This is a genomic window from Alcanivorax borkumensis SK2 (genome assembly GCF_000009365.1).
Taxonomy (GTDB): Bacteria; Pseudomonadota; Gammaproteobacteria; order Pseudomonadales; family Alcanivoracaceae; genus Alcanivorax; species Alcanivorax borkumensis.
In genome coordinates this window covers 2956932-2976167 of sequence record NC_008260.1, presented here as the reverse complement: position 1 = coordinate 2976167, position 19236 = coordinate 2956932, and the positions used below count along the sequence as shown (strand labels likewise).

Below are 19236 nucleotides of genomic sequence, written 5' to 3'. Positions count from 1 at the left end.
GTGCCCGCCTGAGATGATTATCATCCTGAATTGATGACCCCAAGGAGTGCCGATGTTGCTGGCCATTGCCGCCGTGATTGGCGGGCTGATACTGCTGGTATGGAGTGCGGACAAATTTGTCGAAGGGGCGGCGGGTACGGCGGTTCATGCCGGTATGCCGCCTCTGTTAATCGGTATGCTGATTGTGGGCTTTGGTACGTCTGCCCCGGAGATGGTGGTGTCGGCGCTGGCGGCGCTGGAAGGCAACCCGTCTCTGGCGTTAGGTAATGCCTACGGGTCGAATATTTCTAACATCGCCCTCATTCTAGGGGTAGTGGCGGTAATGAGCCCGATTCTGGTGAATTCCGCTATTCTCAAGAAAGAGCTACCGATTCTCACACTGATTACCCTACTGTCGGGCTATCAGCTCATCGATGGACACATTTCTCGCCTAGACGCCTGGGTGCTGATTGGGGTGTTGGCGGTACTGATGGGCTGGTCTATTTATGCGGCGATGACGGGCAAAGCCGATGTGCTCGCCGGAGAAGTGGAGACGGATCTGGCAGAGCACCCGCTGCCGTTGAAGAAAGCGTTGCTATGGTTGGTGGTGGGGTTGATTCTGCTGGTGGTCAGCTCTCGGGCGCTGGTGTGGGGCGCAGTCTTGATTGCCCAGTCCTTGGGCGTCAGCGATTTGATCATTGGCCTTACTATCGTTGCTCTTGGCACCTCTTTGCCGGAACTGGCTTCCAGCATTGCGGCGGTGCGCAAGGGCGAACACGATATAGCCTTTGGTAACGTGCTAGGCTCGAATTTGTTCAATACGTTGGCGGTGGTCGGTATCGCCGGCGCCATCAAACCCATGACTGTGGATGCAGGCGTTTTGCAGCGCGACTGGTCTCTAATGATGGGGCTGACGCTGATGCTGTTCGTCATGGGTTTCGGCCTGTGGGGCCGTAAGGGCCAAATAACCCGAGCTAACGGCGTTGGTTTGCTGGTGGTTTATGTGGCATACATGGGTTATCTGGGGTCTACCATGCTGGGGGGCGGTTGACCTCGCTTGGGCTCGGACGGACGGCTTCGGTTTTATCCGAATGACGAGAGATAAGGAGGCGGCAGGGTATGCGGGACTCGGGAATATTGGAAAAACTGGAACAGCGTGCTTTTCTGTTTTCCCTAGTGGCGGTGAGCGCCGTGTTTGCCTTGCTGATTCAGCCTTTCTTTGCGCCTATCTTTTGGGCCTGCGCAATTAGTGTGATTTTCTATCCTTTGCATAAACGCTTGCTGGCTCGCTGGCCGACACGACGTAATTTGGTGGCGCTGTTTACCCTGATGCTGTGTGTAGTGCTGGTGGTGATTCCTGTGCTGGCGGTGGCGACCTCATTCGTCACCGAAGGGGTCGGGTTGTTTCAGAAGGTGCAAAGCGGTGAGATTGATCTGGCCAGCTATGTGGACAAGGTCAAACACGCTTTTCCGGGAGTGCAATCTCTGGCAGAGCGTTTTGATGTGGACCTTGAAAAAATCAAAGAACAGGCGGTCAAGGCGTTTACCGGCGCCGGTCAGTTCCTCGCTAAACGGGCATTGGCGGTAGGGCAGAATACCTTTCAATTCTTCCTCAACTTGGGCTTGATGCTCTATCTGGCGTTTTTCCTGATCCGCGATGGTGACTCCATGGTGGCTATGCTGATTAGGGCTCTGCCTCTAGGCGATGAGCGTGAAGAGTTACTGTTTGCTAAGTTTGCGGAAGTGACCCGTGCCACCATTAAGGGAAACCTGCTGGTGGCGATTACGCAGGGTGCTTTGGGCGGGCTGATTTTTTGGTGGCTGGGCATTCCTGGCGCTTTACTGTGGGGGGTAGTGATGGCGGTACTGTCACTCATTCCTGCGGTGGGTGCAGGGCTGATCTGGTTCCCGGTGGCGTTGTATCTGTATGCCGTGGGCGACATGAAGGAGGCCACCGTCCTGATTTTGTTCGGGGTGTTTGTGATCGGCCTGGTGGACAATATTCTGCGCCCGATTCTGGTGGGCCGTGATACCAAGTTGCCGGACTATGTGGTGCTATTTTCCACCCTGGGTGGTTTGGCCATGTTTGGTATCACTGGGTTTGCCGTTGGTCCTCTGCTAGCGGCTCTTTTTGTCGCGTTTTGGGGTATCTTTATCCGTGAATTTAACGAGGAGGATGTGCCTGGGTTGCCGGTCCAAAGCGCGCAGGCTGAATCCTCCTCCGGGAGTGAACAGCGATGATTTTTCTGCGATTGGTGATGGCGGCGTCCGTTGTCGGTTTGTCTGCATTCGGTTGTGATGAAGACGATGATCTATTCTCCGACAGTACTCGGCTGTACTTCCATAATCAGCTTACCCAGGTAGGTGGCGGCAGCGAAGACGATATTACCGTGGATTTGTTCGTGGATGACCAGAATTCGGCACTGGAAAGTGACGTGGACTACACCACGCGGGGCAACGTGAGTGTCAATAGCCTGGATCTGGATGATGACAGCCAGTCGGTGGCCTTCGATGTTCGTGGTAGCAGTTCAGGCAGCTCGCTGGTCAGCGGCCCGATCAATCGCACTCTCATTGCCGGCAATCGTTACACCGTGGTGCTGATGGGGGATACCACCTTAGATAATCGCCAGCTGAAAACCTTCAGTCATCAGAAAATGGATGTAGCCAGCGGGCAGATTCGAGTTCGCTTTATCAATACTCTGTCGCGCTTATCCGGAGATGAGTTGAGCGTTACCTCAAGCAGTGGCATTCCCGGCGGCCAACCGCTTGTGAGTGGATTGGAATATGCCGATGGCAGCAGCTATGTATCACTCAGTGCTGGCAGTAACCTGACCGTTACTATCAACAATGAAACTCAGGGCGTAATGATTGATGAGGTGAGTTGTAGTGTCAGCAGCGGTCGCAGCTACGACGCAATCATTGCTTATACGGAATTTGATAGCGACGACGACCAGATCTCCTTGTACTGCCAACCGTTCACAAACTAAACGTCAGCTAGCTAGCTCCAGGGCTCCCTAGAAAAACCCCTGAAAGGCCAACCAATACCAAAAAGTAGGGCATCGGTGTGATTACGATGCCCTTTTGCGTTTTATTCATGCCATGAACCAAACAGTCAGGCACTTCCTTTTCCATTGACGCCATCCCAAACTGGCCTACGGCAACGCCCTTTGCTACTGCGCCACCATTGGACAGCTAATGACGCTTTCAGGCGATGTCGGCACGGTTAGTTAGTGGCCGGTTTTCGCGAACAATGGGAAATAAGCGGTGATTTGCTCAGGCTTTTGGCATACTCGCGCCTCCATTGAATCAGCGGAGTCTCTTGTATGTTCAAGGTCAACGAATACTTCGATGCCAAGGTGGCATCCATTGCGTTTCAAACCGAAACCAAGCCAGCCACTATCGGTGTTATGGCGCCGGGTGATTATGAATTCGGCACCAGTGAACACGAGACCATGACCGTAACCAGCGGTGCCCTAACGGTTAAGTTGCCGGGCAGTGCCGATTGGCAAACCTTTGTTGCCGGGGAAACCTTTGAGATTGAGGCTGACCAGAAATTCCAGGTGAAAGTGGCTATTGATACGGCCTATCTTTGTCTCTACGGCGAATAATTCGCTAGGCTAGTAGCAGAAGCGCGTCTGCCAAAACAGGCGCAACATCAGAGGGATGCCTGATGTCATTATTTTTAGCCAGGGATGGCGCCACTCTGTGCCAGCGTTTGCTGGGTCGAGGTTAACCGCTGCTGATGCGGCGTGATCTGGCAGGCCGTTGAGCCCGTTACCTGATCAGTCTTTCAGGCTGGCTTCCCTTCGTGTTTCCTTTCCTGCGTTGTTCCCAATTTGTGGTGCCGCTGCTGAGCAGCCATTAGCGTTCACTTGCGTCTTGAGCGATCTTCAGCGGCAGGATTGCCGTACGGTTTTGCTCCAATAGTGGAATGCTATTTCGGCGCGTTTCTTTTTCTCGTTACCATAGTTACTCCTGCTGGAATAGATGCGGAGATATTGGGTGGTTTCTATTCATACCTCAGCCCCTGCGTTGTCTCTTCGCGCGGGGAGCGCTGCCATTGCGCATTTGCGCGAACATGGACTGCGGGCCGCCGATGTGGATATCGTTCCCGGCGCTGCCGGCGGGCCAAAAGCGTTAGGCATCAACGGCCTAGACCAAGCGGTGTTCGGGGATTTTTTGCCCACCGCGCCGCGCCCGCGGACCTTGATTGGCGCGTCTATCGGCAGCTGGCGGTTTGCGGCCATTACCATGGGCGATGCCCGCGAAGGCCTGGCCCGTTTGGCTGCGCTCTATACTCAGCAGCGTTTTCCTAAAGGCATCACCGCCAAAGAGATAAGCCTGCGCTGCGCGCAGATGTTGTCGGAACTGCTGCAGGATCGGGATCAGCGGATTCTGCATAATCCGGATTACCGGCTGGTGATTGTGATGACCCGCAGCCGTGGGTTGATGGCCCGTCAGGGGGGGCTAGGGTTGGGGCTAGGGCTGGCAGGCTTGATTGGCACCAATTTGTTTAGCCGCCGAGCTATCGGCTGGTTTATGGAGCGTGCGCTGGTTTATCCGCAAGGGGATGCTTTGCCGTTGGGGGAGCTCAATGATTTCACCACCCACCATGTGAATCTGCGGGCGGATAATGTGCGGGCGGCATTGTTGGCCAGTGCCGCGATTCCCATGGTGCTGGACGGCGTCACCGGCTTGCCCGGTGCTCCAGATGGCGTGTATCGCGATGGCGGCCTGGTCGATTATCACCTAGACCTGCCTTATCAGAGCGAAGGTATTGTGTTGTTCCCGCATTTCACTGATCGGGTAATCCCCGGTTGGTTTGATAAACCGTTGCGGTGGCGCAACGGCGACCCGCAACGCTTGCGCAACCTGTTGCTAGTCACCCCGTCCCGCGACTATTTGGCACGCCTGCCCCACGGCAAGCTTCCCGATCGTACGGATTTCAAACAGTATCGTGGTAATGACGCTGGTCGCGAGGCTTATTGGCGCAAGGCGGTGGCTGAAAGTCAGCATCTTGGCGATGAGTTTCTGGAGTTGGTTGAAACCGGCAAACTAGTTGATCGTTTGCACCCTCTGTAAGCGCAGCCACTGGGCAGGGTGGCGTTTGACGGACAGTTCCTCGTAGCCGTGTTAGGCTCGCTCTCCTGATTCAGCTAGAGGGACCATGATGACATCTACTTCACCATCCTCATCGAACTCCAGCAGCTGGGCACTGACTCGCGCACTTGTCCATCGGTATCAGTGGTTCCACGTTATTTTAGGTTTGATTGGTAATGGCACCTTTGTCGTTGGCAGTGTGTTTTTTCTTTGGGAAAGCTGGCAGCAGGCTGGCACTTGGCTGTTTATTATCGGCTCGGTGGGCATGTTGATTGGCAGTATCGGCAGCGCCATCGTGACCTACGAACGCAGTAAGGGTCGCCATCCCGGCGAGGTAGATAATCGGCAGGACGTTACGTGAACGGCACCCCACAAACCGATACGGCATCCTTGCCCACTCTGACCCTGGTTCGCCAGTTATGGCAGCAGACTTGGCCTATGGCCATGGGCGTCATGTCCCTATTGGGCTTTTATCTGGTCGACAGTATCTTTGTGGCCAGGCTGGGTACGGAGCCACTGGCCGCCCAGTCGTTTACTTTCCCGCTGGCGTTTCTGGTTATCGGCGTTCAGGTGGGCATCGGCATTGCTATTGCCGCGTTGATTTCTCGGGCTATTGGCGCTGGCCAGCAAGAACAAGCCAATCGGTTGGGTGCGTTGGTGTTGGTCGGTGGCGGTCTACTGCAAGGTATGTTGGTGCTGGTGTTATGGCTCATCCAAGAGCCGGCGTTTAGGTTGCTCGGGGCTAGCGACGAGATTCGCTCCATGATTCGCCCCTTCTGGGCTTTGCAGGTGCCGGCCATGTGGGTAGGCGGGGTCGTGTATTTTGGCTACAGCCTGTTCCGTGCCCACGGCAATACCCGTTTTCCAGGCATGATGATGGTAGCGACCAGTTTGCTGAATCTGTTATTGGATCCGATTCTTATTTTTGGCATTGGCGATTGGCAGGGCTTGGGTTTGCCCGGTGCGGCATTAGCGACGCTGTTGGCGTTTTCCATCGGTGGCGTCATTGTGGCGTATGCCTTGCGGGGCAAAGGTTGGGTGCAACGCCATGGCATGGTGGCGCAGGTGCGCGTGTCTGCTTGGCCGTTTGCACAGATTGCCGGTCCGGCCATGGTTAGCCAGCTAATGCCGCCGCTGGCCGCCATGGTGGCTACGGCCTTGGTGGCCCGTTCCGGCGATCAGGCGGTAGCGGCTTGGGGCATGGCCAGTCGGTTGGAAGGCTTCTCCATTGTTTGGGTGCTGGGGATGACCATGGCGCTACCGCCCTGGCTGGGGCGCTGTTATGGCAGCAACGACTGGGCCACGGTGCGGCGGTTGATGCAGGTGGCCGCCGGCATGGTGATTGTCTGGCAGGTGGTGCTGGGGTTGGTGATGGCGTTGTTTGCCGCGCCGTTGGCCAGCGTACTGGTGGATACGCCGGCGGTGCAGGCTTATCTAACCGTACTGATTCGCTGGATTCCGCCTAGCTATGGTTTCCTTGGCGTATGCATGCTGGTGGTATCGGCCAGCAATGCGCTGGGCTGGCCCATGCGTGCCATGGTGATTTCCTTCCTGCGTTTGTTCCTGTGCTATTTGCCCTTGTTATGGTTGGGTTTGGAGTTTGGTGGTTTCGGTGGCTTTGCTCTAGGGGCCGCATTGGGCAATGTGCTGGCCGGAATCATGGCGTGGGGTTTCTATCAACAAGCGTTGAGGGAAGATCACTTGAGCGTTCAAGCACGATCAAACTGAACACGGATTGCCTATCTTGCTCTCGCCTTACATCCGTGAAGATATTGAAAAGTCTGGCACCGCTTTTCTGTTGTTGCTGTGCGACAAATACGCGGGTATGCACAGCTTTTGCAGCAGCCTAGTCGTTAACGCCGAGGAGATAGATCCAGGGCGTCGTCGCGGTGGTCATCCATATTTCGATGATAACTGTCGGTGTGCGAGGTGCAGAACTCTTGTGGGGCGGGTACGTTAGTATCCGCAAGGCGCTACTTACGTCGATTGGTAAGTTGAACGATAGCGCCTTCCTGGACGTTGCTTAACCGTAATGTAGGAGCAACCCTCGGAGCTGATGGTTTATGTAATCTGTGCTTTCAGCGCTTCGATTTCGTGGGCATCGCCATTGCGAGCAACAAAGGCCGTCCAGTTATCTGTTCCCTGGCTTTGAATGGCTTTAGCAACTCGGGGTAACTGATCCTCGGGCAAATGCCCAAACAGCCCCAGCAGGCTGCTGTCGTGAGCTTGGCGTAGTGCTTGGTTCAGGGCCTGGGGTTGACGCTCGGTGAGCACCTCTAGCGCTGGCGTTAGGTGGGCGTGGTCCAGTAGCGAGAACAAAGGAAGTAGCTCGTCCCAGCTATTTTCTTCGGCCACGGTGGTGATAAGGCTTTCTATAATAGTGTCTTCACGTAACTTGGGCACGTTGACCACAGTTTGTTGATGCGCATTATCCATGGCGTTAACAGCCTGTAATAGATTGGTCCACAGGCGTTGCTCACTGGCCACATCGATAATATGGCTGAGTACGGTTTCGCCTTGCTCGGCCACCAAGTTCCCCATTTGGCCGCGAAGCTGAGTATTCAAATGGCCGTTAAGTGACAGCACAGCGGGCCATAATTCATGATCGGTGGCCGCTTTCAATGTAGCGCGTTGCTGGGTTTCACTGAGTAAACCGAGCAAAGTATTGAGCGTGCTCTTATCTTCTAGATACAGCGAAATTTTCACCATGGCTTCGCCATCCTCTACCGAAGCGGTAACCGCTTTCAATGCAGAGGGTTGAATCACGTTTACAAAGCGGGCAAGGGTGATGTGTTCATTCATGGCCAGTAATGATTTGGCCACAGTGGCAACAATTTTGTCGGGCATGGCGGCCAGCAGAGCGCGAGAATATGTCGGCTCAAGGTGGATGCATAGCTTGGCGAGAAAGTCGTTGGGTAGTTTGTCCGCTAGTTTGATAGCGCGGTCGGCGGGTAGCTCGGATGCAATGCCCGCCGCCAATACCGAGCCGAGCACGGTGGTGGCCAACTTGGCGCTGGCGCCGGTGGGTACCAGTTTGCTGATGCCTGCCAACCGTTGATAGCTATCCTGATGTTGCTGATAAAAAAAGCTGGAAATACGGGTGCGGAATGCGGCCAGGGACGTTAGGTCCTGACCCTCTAGAAACGCCATGTCTGTTTCATCGGTTTCCAGTAATCGGCTCAGTTTGAGTAGCTCTGCTTGGGTTTCAATATGCATGCTTATACTCCAGCTTTAACCGAACAACATTTTTTTGACTGGCCGACGAAAAGGCCCCGGTACGACATTCAAAGCATTATTCATGGCTCTTTCTACGCGAGCGTCTTTGCTTGCCAAGGCGGCAAGCACCGCATCAGCTAACGTGTTGGCTTGATCTGCGGGCAGGGATTCAATAAAGGCTAGCGCATCGGCGGGCAACCCTTTTTGCTTTAAGGTACTAATGGAGTCAGACATGGTTCCTCCTTCAATTCAGGCGTTACTATGCCAGCAAAGAATAAGGATGACTGTTGCCGAAAAGCCGCTTTCGACTGGCGCTTGAGAAAATGTTGGGGGAGAGCATTTTATCTGTTGCAACCTATTGCACACAGTGGAGCCGACCATTGTCTGTGCAAGCTTGCTGCTAAGGTGTTTCTGAAAAAAAATTTGCGGTTTTTTTGGCAGAGCGAGCGTTTTGCTCTTTAGGGTGCAGAGCCGGAGCCTTCACAACGGAAATGGCATGAAGGCTCCGCAAAAGAATTATTGAATGTTACTGCCGACCTCGACGATTTTCAGGGTATTGGTGCCACCGTGGGCGTCGGCATAATTGCCCTTGGTGATCAGTATCCGGTCGCCAGTCTGCACTACGCCCATGTCTTCTAACATGCTCACCGCTTTGCGGTTGACGGTGTCGCTAGCCAGTGCGTGACTGTCGAAGGGCATGGCATATACACCACGTAAAATGGCGACTCGGCGCTGGCTGGAGGGGTAGGGGGTGAATGCATAGATGGGCATGCCAGAGCGTAATCGAGACATTAGCCGCGGGGTGTTACCAGTTTCCGTCATGGCAATAATGGCGGCCACGTTGCTGAGTCGGTTGGCTGCCTGCATGGCGGCCATGGCGATCACTTCGTCAATGTTGTCGGCGTTGTCGTTGATCGGCCGATCAGCCCTGCGTTCCTGCCAGGTACGCTCGGCGCCAAGGATGATCCGGTCCATGGCCTGTACGGTTTCTTTGGGAAAGTCGCCGACCGCGGTTTCCGCTGACAGCATGACGGCGTCGGTGCCGTCGAGTACCGCGTTGGCTACGTCTGAGACCTCTGCCCGGGTGGGTTGTGGGCTGTGGATCATGGATTCCATCATCTGGGTGGCAGTAATCACGAAGCGATTTAACGCTCGTGCCCGGCGGATGATGTGCTTCTGCACGCCGACAAGTTCCGCATCACCAATTTCCACGGCCAAATCGCCACGCGCCACCATCACTCCGTCGGAGGCATTGATAATGGCATCCAAGGTGTCGTCGTCTGCCACGGCTTCGGCGCGTTCGATTTTGGCAATGATGTCACCTTTGCCGCCGGCTTCCTGATAACGGCGGCGTGCTTCGTTTACATCCTCCGCGTCGCGGGGAAAGGAGAGCGCGAGAAAATCCACCTCCATGTCGGCGGCGGTGATGATATCCGCCAGGTCTTTCTCGGTAAGGGCGCGGGCACTGAGGCCGCCACCTTTGCGGTTTACGCCTTTATGATCCGAGAGTTCACCGCCCACGCGCACCGTGCATTCCACCCGGGTGCGGTTGATGGTGTTTACTTCGAGTTCTAGCAGGCCGTCATTGAGCAGCAGGATATCGCCGGGTTCACAGTCGCTGGGTAGTGGTGGGTAACTGACGCCGACCTGCTCGGTATCGCCTGCGTCATCTGACAGAGCAGTATCAAGCGTAAAGGGTTGGCCGGCGGTGAGCATGATGGGGCCGTCGCGAAAGCAGCCAATGCGGATCTTAGGCCCTTGCAGGTCGGCCAGTATCGCTACGTGTTCGCCGCGTTGCTCGGCGCAATGGCGAATCTGTTCGGCGGTATCGCGATGGGTGTCTGCGGTGCCGTGGGAAAAGTTCAGCCGAAACACATTAACGCCCGCCCCAATCAGCGTATCGAGCATGGAGAGGGGGGCAGAGGCGGGGCCAACGGTGGCAACAATTTTGGTGCGGCGCAGCGGGTGCTGAGAGGTGCGAGGAGGCATGCGTATCTTTCCGGCAATCATTTCGAATTAGCATACCACGCAGAAGCGAACGAACGATGACAGTCTGCAGGCTTCTTTGTGGTGTCAGCATGATTTCTCAAAAGGGTCTCGCAGGCCGGTGCTGCTCCGCAGTTTTTGCAGCGAATGGTATGACGATGGGAGAAAAGAAAGCCCCGTTCAGCCGAACGGGGAAAGGGGATGCCGGTGGCGATGTAAGGGGCTTTACCCGTGATGTCTAATGAAGCATGGCGAAGGCACAGGCCTGCGCCTGGCTGAGACGAAGAAAATCGCCCATGCCCATTGTTATCACTTCGGTGTGTGTGCCTGCATTGAAGGCCAACCAGTCTTCGCTGAGCAAGGTGTTGTCCACATACACCTTCATGCCGTACAGATTGCCGAAAGGCGGCTCGCCGCCAGGTTCGCAAAGTGGGAAACGGCCCTTGAAATGGTCTTCGTTGGCTAGCTTAACGTGATTGGCGTTGAGGGCCTGGCGCAGTTTGTTAGGGTCCAGATAGTGATTGGCGGGGAGTACGGCCATAACCAGTTCGCCATCTGCTTCAACAATCACCGGTTTGGCCATATTTCGGCTGGGTATATGAGCGGATTGCGCTACTTCAGAGGCGGTAACGGCGGGCGCGTGGTTGTAGCAGTGGTAGCTGACCTTGTTGTTGTCGAGAAAATCTGCCAGAGCGCGGGCGGGCATGATAAACCTCCTCCCGGAACAGGATGGCCGGGCTCGGGGAGCGGGGGCTAACAAACAGCTGGTGGCTGAAGCGAGAACACGCTCCGTGACGGTATGTTTAGTTAAGAGTAAAACGCGGCGCGCAGGAGGGGAAATGCGAATATGGGCTAATGTTTATAGCGAAGGAGTCTAGCTACAAGCGACAAAAAGAGATGAGGAAAGCCGGGAGGACGGTTTCTGGGGTTTCTTATCAAATTTTCACGTTTAAATGTTCAGCTGCATTGCACGGGCAGGGCGGTTATCGGATGGTGCCACCCCGGCCCGTGTTGTAGCGTGAAGCTTAACGGTGCCTTTTCACATCCCCAGATTGTCGAGAATACGAAGGTTGGGGCCGGCTTGGTTCATGGTGTAGAAGTGCAAGCCCGGTGCGCCCATGGCCAGCAGTCGCTCGCATAAACGGGTAACCACTTCTTCACCGAATGCTTTCACTGCGGCGTCATCATCCTTGATGTCGTTAAGCTTGCTTTGCAGCCAGCGTGGCACATCGGCGCCACAGGTATTGGAAAAGCGTAACAGGTTGGCCACGTTGAGAATGGGCATGATGCCGGGGTAGACAGGAGCGTCACAGTCAATCTTTTGTAACGCATCCATATAATAGCCGTAGGCATCTGCATTGTAGAAATACTGGGTTAGGCCGCTGTTGGCGCCGGCATCTACTTTGCGTTTGAAGTGCGCAATATCATCTTCGAAGCTGCGCGCTTGCGGGTGCATTTCCGGGTAGGCTGCCACTTCCAGGGTGAAGTGATCGCCGGTTTCCTGGCGGATCAATTGCACCAGTTCGTCGGCGTATTTAATCTCGCTCTGGGCGTAACCCATGCCGGAAGGTAAGTCGCCACGCAGGGCAACGATGCGTTGCACGCCGGCTTCTTTGTAGCCGTTGACCAGCTCCAAGATTTCTTCGCGGCTCTGACCGATGCAGCTCAGATGCGGTGCGGTGTCGCCGTGTTGCTCGCGCAACTTATTGACGGTGTCGCGGGTATTGTCACGGGTGGAGCCACCAGCACCAAAGGTGCAGGAAAAAAACGCGGGGTTCTTGACCAGCAGTTTTTGCTGCGTCGCCAGTAGCTTTTCTTTCCCCTGGTCGGTTTTTGGCGGAAAGAATTCAAAACTGATTCGTTTCATTGGGAACTCGCTTCATGCTGCACACCTCACGCCCCACGCGTGTTGCATGATGCGTGGGGCGTACCAGTGTTTAGTACTTATAATGTTCGGGCTTGTAGGGGCCGTTCACGTCTACGCCGATGTAGTCGGCTTGCTCTTTGCTGAGCTTGGTGATCACACCACCAAAGCCTTCCACCATGTAGCGGGCCACTTCTTCATCCAGCTTTTTGGGCAGCACTTCTACCTTGAGCATTTTTTCTTTCACGGCATCAGAGTGGTTGGCGTAGCCCTGGTCGAACAGATACATCTGCGCCAGTACCTGGTTGGCGAAGGAGCCATCCATGATGCGGCTGGGGTGCCCGGTGGCGTTGCCCAGGTTGACCAGGCGGCCTTCGGAAAGCAGCAGCAGGAAATCGCCTTCAGCTTTATTGCGCCATACTTTGTGGACTTGGGGTTTTACTTCTTCCCATTCCCAGGTTTCGCGCATGAAGGCGGTATCCACTTCGTTGTCGAAGTGACCGATGTTACAGACCACGGCGCCTTTCTTGATCGCCTTGAGCATGTTGGCGTCGCACACATTGAAATTGCCGGTGGTGGTAACCAGCAGATCCGTGTTGCCTAGCAGATCGGTGTTGATGGAGGCTTCGCTGCCATCGTTAATGCCACCTTTGTATTGGCTGACCACTTCAAAGCCGTCCATGCAGGCCTGCATAGCGCAGATTGGATCGGCTTCGGTGACTTTCACAATCATGCCTTCCTGACGCAGGGACTGGGCGGAGCCCTTGCCCACGTCACCGTAACCGATAACCAGGGCTTTCTTGCCAGACAACAGGTGGTCGGTACCGCGCTTGATGGCATCGTTCAGGGAATGACGGCAACCATATTTGTTGTCGTTTTTGCTCTTGGTGACAGAATCATTCACGTTCACTGCGGGCACTTTCAATGTGCCTTTGTTCAGCATCTCGTAGAGACGGTGTACACCGGTGGTGGTTTCTTCGGTAATGCCGTGAATGTTGTCGAGCATGGCCGGGTAGGTTTCGTGGATGTAGCCGGTCAGGTCGCCGCCATCATCGAGAATCATGTTAGCTTCCCACAGTTCACCGTTGCCGTCGCGACAGGTCTGCTCGATGCACCACATGTACTCTTCTTCGGTTTCGCCTTTCCAGGCAAACACGGGAACACCGGCAGCAGCGATAGCGGCAGCGGCGTGGTCCTGGGTGGAGAAGATATTACAGCTGGACCAGCGTACTTCTGCGCCCAGGGCAATCAGGGTTTCGATCAGTACGGCGGTCTGAATGGTCATGTGAATGCAGCCAATAATTTTGGCGCCTTTCAGCGGCTGCTCGGCACGGTATTTTTCACGAATAGCGATGAGTGCCGGCATTTCGGTTTCGGCAATATGGATTTCTGAGCGGCCATAATTCGCTAGGGAAATATCCGCGACTTTATAATCAGTAAAGGTGCCTACTTTCGCGTTCATTCTGTTTCTCCGCTTGCACGTAACATGCTAAACGCATTACGTGGTGCTAGTCGGCTCGCTGTGTGGCGAGCCCCAAGGTGTTAGGTATGCCTGCCTGCGGTGTTTGTGTGCAGGTAAGCGTTTAAAGTGCTGCTTTAAGCGCTTCGGTTTTGTCGGTTTTTTCCCAACTGAAGCCTTCGCGGCCGAAGTGGCCGTAGCTGGCAGTGGGGCGATAGATCGGCTTGCGTAGGTCGAGCATTTCAATAATGCCGCGTGGGCGCAGATCAAAGTGTTCGCGTACCAGGTCGACGATGGCGCTATCGCTAATTTTGCCGGTGCCAAAGGTATTTACCGAGATAGACGTGGGCTCGGCCACACCAATGGCATAGCTCACCTGAATCTCGCACTTGCTGGCCAAGCCCGCGGCGACAATGTTCTTGGCCACGTAACGTCCGGCATAAGCAGCGGAACGATCCACCTTGGACGGGTCCTTGCCAGAGAAGGCGCCGCCGCCGTGGCGGGCCATGCCGCCGTAGGTGTCGACGATGATCTTGCGGCCGGTGAGGCCGCAGTCGCCCATGGGGCCGCCGATCACGAAAATCCCGGTGGGGTTCACGTGGTACAGGGTGTCCTTGTGCAGCCACTCTTCGGGCAGCACCGGCTTGATGATTTCTTCCATCACCGCTTCACGCAGATCCGCGAGCTTGATGTCCGGGGAGTGCTGGGTGGAGAGTACTACCGCATCCACAGCTACCGGCTTGCCGTTGTCATAACGCAAGGTCACCTGGCTTTTCGCATCTGGGCGTAACCAAGGCAGGGTGCTGTTCTTGCGCAGCTTGGCTTGGCGCTCTACCAAGCGGTGGGAGTAGTACACCGGGGCGGGCATCAGGGTGTCGGTTTCGTCGGTGGCGAAGCCAAACATCAGGCCTTGGTCGCCGGCACCCATTTCTTTCTCTTCCGCTTCGTCTACACCGATAGCAATGTCGGCGGACTGTTTGCCAATGCCGTTGAGCACGGCACAGCTGGCGCCATCGAAGCCTTTTTCTGAGCTGTCGTAACCGATATCCAGAATCACTTGGCGAACGATGTCTTCCAATTCCACATAGGTATTGGTGCGCACTTCACCGGCAACCACGGCCATGCCGGTTTTTACCATTGTTTCTACCGCCACGCGGGCGTGGGGGTCATCTTTGATGATGGCATCCAGAATGGCATCCGAAATCTGGTCAGCCATTTTATCCGGATGGCCTTCGGATACGGACTCGGAGGTAAAGATGGAATATTCACTCATTACTGGAGTGCTCCCGTGATTCATTGATCGTTGCGTTGCCTTCAATAGGCGCGAAAAAAATGAGTTGAAAGTGTAAAGCTCAACTCTTCCTGAAGGTGCGTACCTGCACCTGAAAACCATTGCGCAGGGCCAGAAACTGGCTTTCCTGCAACTCAAGACCGGCGCGGCCGGCCCAATCCACTAGATCGGCTTCATCAAAGCCGAGCCAAAAATCACCGCAAGCCTCGTGGGCCCAGTGCTGATCATGCCGACACAGGTCGGTGATCAGCAGAGTGCCGCCGGCCTGCAATTGTGCCGCGGCGGCGCGGATCGCGCTGGCCGGGGCGGGCAGATGGTGCAGCACCATGTTTAGTACCACCGCGTTTGCCGCAGGTAAGGTTGCCGCGCTGGCAGGCCATTCGCCGCAGATCAGTTGCACATTGTTCAGTGCTGCCGCCTGCAGTTGCTGGCGGGCTCGGGCCAGCATGGCTTCGGCGTTGTCCAGCCCGGTTACCGTATCAAATCGTTGTGACAACTCCTGCAGAAAGCGCCCGTCTCCAGGGCCGATCTCCAGAGCCGAGCCGCCTTGGGGGCACGCACGCACCAATAGTTCCAAGGCTTGTTCGGCGTATTGCGAGTAGTCGGCAATCAGCTCCTGCTTATCGTCCCCGGCTTCCCCGTGGCGGGCAAAAAAAGCCCGGCTCTGTTCCGCTCGTTGGCTTTGCACCTGTTCCAGTCGCCCAGCCACTTGGAAATCCAGTGCTCCATTGTCCAGCTCTTCAAGCAGGGCGCCGTGAAGAGCGCCTTCCGTATTATCTGGCTGAGGCAGGCGACGACGGTAAAAAATGGAATTGCCTTCGCGGCGTTTTTCCACCAGCCCGCCGTTGGTGAGCACCTTTAGATGGTGGCTCATACCGGACTGCTTCATGGCCATGATCTCGCAGAGCTCCAGCACGCCGAAGCTGTTCTGTCCCAATACTTGCAGCACCTGCAGGCGCAGCGGGTCACCAGCGGCCTTGAGAAAGGCTGCCAGGCGGTCGGTAACATCCGGTGGAGAGGGGGCCAGTGCAGTCATGGTGGCGCAGTTTAGCGCAACTGAAAACTAAATCAAAATAAATTGATATAGGTCTGTCTGTCAGCTTAACCCGTTGCGTGCAACAGGCCCATACGCGGTATGCAGAAACTAGGCAGCGGCGAGCTCTGGGGCGTGCGGCTTGTAGGCGTTATCGGCTTGAGGGACAATAGCGCCCCTTTTCAGCCACCAGCCAGTTTGGAGCCCTGCATGTCCAGTGCACCCGCCCGCCGTGAACTCGCCAACGCTATCCGTGCCCTGAGCATGGATGCGGTACAGAAAGCCAACTCCGGGCACCCCGGTGCGCCCATGGGCATGGCGGATATCGCCGAAGTTTTGTGGCGCGATTTCATGCGACACAACCCGGCGGACCCAACCTGGGCCGACCGCGACCGCTTTGTGCTCTCCAATGGCCATGGCTCCATGCTGCTTTACAGCCTTCTGCATTTGACCGGTTACGGTGTCAGCCTGGATGACATCAAAAACTTTCGCCAGTTGGGTAGCCCCACTGCCGGACACCCAGAATATGGTGACGCTCCGGGCATCGAAACCACCACTGGCCCGCTGGGGCAGGGGATTGCCAATGCGGTAGGCATGGCGCTGGCTGAGAAGATGCTAGCGGGGCAGTTCAATCGTGATGGGCACACCATTGTTGATCACAACACCTATTGCTTCCTGGGTGATGGCTGCATGATGGAAGGGATCTCCCACGAAGTGGCATCCCTGGCAGGCACCTTGGGCTTGGGTAAACTGGTGGCCTTCTACGACGACAATGGCATTTCCATTGACGGTGAAGTGGAAGGCTGGTTCACCGACGATACCGTAGAGCGTTTCCGCGCCTACGGTTGGCAGGTGATTCCTAATGTCGACGGCCACAACGCGGAAGAAATAATGGTGGCGGTGGAAAATGCCCGCGCCAACACCTCCCAGCCTACGCTGATCTGCTGCAAAACCATTATCGGTTTCGGTAGCCCGAATAAGCAGGGCAAGGAAGATTCCCATGGTGCCGCCCTGGGCGAAGACGAAATCACTCTGACCCGTAAAGCGCTGGGCTGGGAGTACGGCCCGTTCGAGATCCCCGCGGACATTAAGAGTGCCTGGGATGCCAAAGAGGCGGGTGCCAAAGCGCAGAGTGAGTGGCAGCAGCGTTTCGATGCTTATCAGGCTGCGTACCCGGAGCTGGCCGCTGAGTTTACGCGCCGCATGGCTAGCGAGCTGCCGGCGGATTTTGCCGAGCAAGCGGATGCCTATATCCGTGAGTGTCAGGAAAAAGGCGAAAAGGTGGCGACCCGCAAGGCCAGCCAGAATACGTTGGACGCTTTCGGCCCGCTGTTGCCAGAATTGGCTGGCGGCTCTGCCGACCTGGCCGGTTCCAACAACACCATTTGGAAAGGCTGCAAATCGGTTACCGCAGACGATGCCAGCGGCAACTATATTCACTACGGCGTGCGCGAATTTGGTATGACCGCCATCCAGAACGGCCTGTGCCTGCACGGCGGCCTACGCCCCTACGGCGGCACCTTCCTGGTCTTTATGGAGTACGCCCGCAACGCGGTGCGCATGGCGGCGATCATGCACCAGCCGAACATTTTGGTTTATACCCACGATTCCATTGGCCTGGGCGAAGATGGCCCAACTCACCAGCCCATTGAGCAATTGGCCAACTTGCGCCTGACCCCGAACATGCGCACCTGGCGTCCTTGTGACACGGTGGAGTCGGCGGTGTCCTGGAAGCAGGCTGTATTGCGTCAGGATGGTCCGTCTGCGCTGATTTTCTCTCGTCAGGGGCTGCCCTGCATGGAGCGTGGCAGCGAACAGCTGGCTGAGATCGAAAAGGGTGGCTACACCTTGCTGCAAACGGGTGAAGACACTCCGGACGCGATCATCATTGCCACCGGTTCTGAAGTGGAGCTGGCGGTGATTGCGGCTAGAGCGCTCACCGGTAAGAATATTCGCGTGGTGTCCATGCCCTGTGTGGAAGAATTTCTGGCCCAGGACAAGGCGTACCAGGACAGCGTGTTGCCAGGCGACGTGCGCGCCCGGGTCGCGGTAGAAGCCGCCATTGCCGATTACTGGTTCCGCTTTGTGGGCCTGGACGGCAAGGTGATTGGCATGAACAGCTTTGGCGCTTCCGCTCCGGCGGGGGATTTGTTCAAGCACTTCAATATCACCGCTGAAGCCGTACAGGAAGCAGTGGAGTCGTTGTTGTAATGAAACGCCGGACGCCTGGTGCTGGGCACGTGACGCTGCTGCGGAGCGCTGTCTAATGCGCATCGCCATTAATGGCTATGGCCGTATTGGGCGTTCTTTTGTCCGTGCTCTGGCCGAGCGCGAAGGCGCAGGTTGGCAGGCGCCGTTTACGTTGGTGGCGATCAACGACAAGGGCCGCCCGGAAGATTTGTTGTACCTGACGCGTTACGACACCACCCACGGGCGGCTGGCGGAGCCGGCTGAGTTGATTGATGGGATGCTGCGTATTGGCAAACAGGCGCCCATGTTGCTGGAGCAACCACAGCCAGAGTTGCTGCCTTGGGGTGAGCTCGGGGTGGACTTAGTGCTGGAGTGTTCCGGGCATTTTCGCAGCCATGCGGGCGCGTCTCGTCACCTACAAGCCGGTGCGAAAAAAGTCATTATCGGTGCGGTGCCGTTTGATCAAGCGGATCAAATCGTGGTGTACGGCGTCAATCATGAGGACGTTCGTGACGACAGCCAGGTGCTGTCGGCGGCGTCTTGTACTACGCACTGCATTGCTCCGCTGCTGCAGCGGCTAGACCAGCAGTATGGTGTTCAGCAGGTATTGATGAAAGAAATCCATGCTTACACCTCGGATCAGACCTTGCTGGATCACGTTCATCGGGACCCGCGCCGGGGGCGGGCCGGAGCACAGAACATCGTGCCCACCACCAGCAGTTCCATTGGTGCGGTACAACAAGTATTGCCGGCGCTGGCTGGGCGCATCAATGGTGACTCCATTCGAGTGCCAACCCTAAATGTGGCTATGGTGGAGCTGACTTTGCGGTTGGAACAGACACCGGATGAAGACAGTCTTAATCAGTGGCTACACCAACAGGCAACCGTGTCGGCGGGCCTGATTGGCTACAATGACGCGCCGCTGGTCAGCGCGGATTTTAATCACCGTACAGAGTCCGCGATCGTTGATGTGACTCAGACCCGAGTGCAGGGCGATATGGTGCAAGTAGTGGCTTGGTACGACAACGAATGGGGTTATGCCAACCGATTGTTGGACTGGGTGAATGAATTAGCTTTGAACAAGGCTGGATGCTCTAAGCTGGGCGCCTGACGTGTTG

At 56.1% G+C, this 19236-nt stretch carries 17 protein-coding genes; 9 read left to right on the top strand and 8 right to left on the bottom strand.

Annotated elements, in window-relative coordinates; genetic code table 11:
• Positions 1–52 precede the first annotated feature (52 nt).
• The 7 genes from ABO_RS13435 to ABO_RS13405 all read left to right on the top strand — a co-directional run bounded on the left by ABO_RS13435 (position 53) and on the right by ABO_RS13405 (position 6807).
• Positions 53–1030 (top strand): calcium/sodium antiporter, encoded by a 978-nt coding sequence (locus ABO_RS13435; protein WP_041705154.1) that lies wholly within the window; start codon positions 53–55, stop codon positions 1028–1030.
• 68 nt (positions 1031–1098) lie between these two features.
• A complete protein-coding gene (locus tag ABO_RS13430) occupies positions 1099–2220 on the top strand; it encodes an AI-2E family transporter (RefSeq protein WP_011589899.1) in 1122 nt (373 codons plus the stop codon).
• Positions 2217–2966, top strand: a complete 750-nt coding sequence (locus ABO_RS13425) for a hypothetical protein (RefSeq protein WP_011589898.1) — start codon at positions 2217–2219, stop codon at positions 2964–2966. The genes ABO_RS13430 and ABO_RS13425 overlap by 4 nt, the downstream gene beginning before the upstream one ends.
• A gap of 336 nt (positions 2967–3302) precedes the next feature.
• Complete coding sequence (locus tag ABO_RS13420) at positions 3303–3587, top strand: pyrimidine/purine nucleoside phosphorylase (protein ID WP_011589897.1); 285 nt, start codon at positions 3303–3305, stop codon at positions 3585–3587.
• Between the two features lie 394 nt (positions 3588–3981).
• Positions 3982–5061 carry a hypothetical protein gene (locus ABO_RS13415; RefSeq protein ID WP_041705152.1) on the top strand — a complete coding sequence of 360 codons (1080 nt, stop codon included), beginning with the start codon at positions 3982–3984 and terminating at the stop codon, positions 5059–5061.
• Between the two features lie 85 nt (positions 5062–5146).
• Positions 5147–5440 (top strand): YrhK family protein, encoded by a 294-nt coding sequence (locus ABO_RS13410; protein ID WP_011589895.1) that lies wholly within the window; start codon positions 5147–5149, stop codon positions 5438–5440.
• Between the two features lie 77 nt (positions 5441–5517).
• Complete coding sequence (locus ABO_RS13405) at positions 5518–6807, top strand: MATE family efflux transporter (RefSeq protein WP_041705635.1); 1290 nt, start codon at positions 5518–5520, stop codon at positions 6805–6807.
• A 333-nt stretch (positions 6808–7140) separates the two neighbouring features.
• Here ABO_RS13405 and ABO_RS13400 read toward each other — a convergent pair whose 3' ends face one another.
• From ABO_RS13400 to ABO_RS13365, 8 genes are all read right to left on the bottom strand, one after another.
• Positions 7141–8295: a hypothetical protein gene (locus ABO_RS13400; protein WP_011589893.1), complete on the bottom strand. Its 1155-nt coding sequence runs from the start codon at positions 8293–8295 to the stop codon at positions 7141–7143.
• Positions 8296–8310: 15 nt separating this feature from the next.
• On the bottom strand, positions 8311–8529 hold the full coding sequence (locus tag ABO_RS13395; protein ID WP_035459905.1) for a hypothetical protein: 219 nt from the start codon (positions 8527–8529) through the stop codon (positions 8311–8313).
• Positions 8530–8811: 282 nt separating this feature from the next.
• Positions 8812–10305, bottom strand: coding sequence for a pyruvate kinase (gene pyk / locus ABO_RS13390; protein ID WP_011589892.1), 1494 nt, complete (start codon positions 10303–10305; stop codon positions 8812–8814).
• Between the two features lie 214 nt (positions 10306–10519).
• On the bottom strand, positions 10520–10987 hold the full coding sequence (locus ABO_RS13385) for an aminoacyl-tRNA deacylase (protein WP_011589891.1): 468 nt from the start codon (positions 10985–10987) through the stop codon (positions 10520–10522).
• 333 nt (positions 10988–11320) lie between these two features.
• Entirely contained in the window at positions 11321–12148 is an 828-nt protein-coding gene (metF, locus tag ABO_RS13380) for a methylenetetrahydrofolate reductase [NAD(P)H] (protein ID WP_011589890.1), read from the bottom strand.
• A gap of 70 nt (positions 12149–12218) precedes the next feature.
• Positions 12219–13607 (bottom strand): adenosylhomocysteinase, encoded by a 1389-nt coding sequence (gene ahcY, locus ABO_RS13375; protein WP_011589889.1) that lies wholly within the window; start codon positions 13605–13607, stop codon positions 12219–12221.
• A gap of 121 nt (positions 13608–13728) precedes the next feature.
• Positions 13729–14877 (bottom strand): methionine adenosyltransferase, encoded by a 1149-nt coding sequence (gene metK / locus ABO_RS13370; RefSeq protein ID WP_011589888.1) that lies wholly within the window; start codon positions 14875–14877, stop codon positions 13729–13731.
• 79 nt (positions 14878–14956) lie between these two features.
• The gene (locus ABO_RS13365; protein ID WP_011589887.1) at positions 14957–15931 is read right to left on the bottom strand and encodes a metalloregulator ArsR/SmtB family transcription factor; all 975 of its coding nucleotides are present in this window, start codon (positions 15929–15931) and stop codon (positions 14957–14959) included.
• A gap of 207 nt (positions 15932–16138) precedes the next feature.
• On the opposite strand from ABO_RS13365, the gene tkt reads away from it, so the two are divergent.
• Together tkt and ABO_RS13355 are read left to right on the top strand one after the other, a co-directional pair.
• A complete protein-coding gene (gene tkt / locus ABO_RS13360; RefSeq protein ID WP_011589886.1) occupies positions 16139–18139 on the top strand; it encodes a transketolase in 2001 nt (666 codons plus the stop codon).
• Positions 18140–18194: 55 nt separating this feature from the next.
• Entirely contained in the window at positions 18195–19229 is a 1035-nt protein-coding gene (locus ABO_RS13355) for a type I glyceraldehyde-3-phosphate dehydrogenase (RefSeq protein ID WP_011589885.1), read from the top strand.
• Positions 19230–19236 lie beyond the last annotated feature (7 nt).

What these genes read in the sequence shown, in the direction of transcription:
- ABO_RS13435 (WP_041705154.1), top strand. Translation starts at nt 53, where the DNA reads ATGTTGCTGGCCATTGCCGCCGTGATTGGCGGGCTGATACTGCTGGTA.
- ABO_RS13430 (WP_011589899.1), top strand. Translation starts at nt 1,099, where the DNA reads ATGCGGGACTCGGGAATATTGGAAAAACTGGAACAGCGTGCTTTTCTG.
- ABO_RS13425 (WP_011589898.1), top strand. Translation starts at nt 2,217, where the DNA reads ATGATTTTTCTGCGATTGGTGATGGCGGCGTCCGTTGTCGGTTTGTCT.
- ABO_RS13420 (WP_011589897.1), top strand. Translation starts at nt 3,303, where the DNA reads ATGTTCAAGGTCAACGAATACTTCGATGCCAAGGTGGCATCCATTGCG.
- ABO_RS13410 (WP_011589895.1), top strand. Translation starts at nt 5,147, where the DNA reads ATGATGACATCTACTTCACCATCCTCATCGAACTCCAGCAGCTGGGCA.
- ABO_RS13405 (WP_041705635.1), top strand. Translation starts at nt 5,518, where the DNA reads ATGGCCATGGGCGTCATGTCCCTATTGGGCTTTTATCTGGTCGACAGT.
- ABO_RS13400 (WP_011589893.1), bottom strand. Translation starts at nt 8,295, where the DNA reads ATGCATATTGAAACCCAAGCAGAGCTACTCAAACTGAGCCGATTACTG.
- ABO_RS13395 (WP_035459905.1), bottom strand. Translation starts at nt 8,529, where the DNA reads ATGTCTGACTCCATTAGTACCTTAAAGCAAAAAGGGTTGCCCGCCGAT.
- pyk (WP_011589892.1), bottom strand. Translation starts at nt 10,305, where the DNA reads ATGATTGCCGGAAAGATACGCATGCCTCCTCGCACCTCTCAGCACCCG.
- ABO_RS13385 (WP_011589891.1), bottom strand. Translation starts at nt 10,987, where the DNA reads ATGCCCGCCCGCGCTCTGGCAGATTTTCTCGACAACAACAAGGTCAGC.
- metF (WP_011589890.1), bottom strand. Translation starts at nt 12,148, where the DNA reads ATGAAACGAATCAGTTTTGAATTCTTTCCGCCAAAAACCGACCAGGGG.
- ahcY (WP_011589889.1), bottom strand. Translation starts at nt 13,607, where the DNA reads ATGAACGCGAAAGTAGGCACCTTTACTGATTATAAAGTCGCGGATATT.
- metK (WP_011589888.1), bottom strand. Translation starts at nt 14,877, where the DNA reads ATGAGTGAATATTCCATCTTTACCTCCGAGTCCGTATCCGAAGGCCAT.
- ABO_RS13365 (WP_011589887.1), bottom strand. Translation starts at nt 15,931, where the DNA reads ATGACTGCACTGGCCCCCTCTCCACCGGATGTTACCGACCGCCTGGCA.
- tkt (WP_011589886.1), top strand. Translation starts at nt 16,139, where the DNA reads ATGTCCAGTGCACCCGCCCGCCGTGAACTCGCCAACGCTATCCGTGCC.
- ABO_RS13355 (WP_011589885.1), top strand. Translation starts at nt 18,195, where the DNA reads ATGCGCATCGCCATTAATGGCTATGGCCGTATTGGGCGTTCTTTTGTC.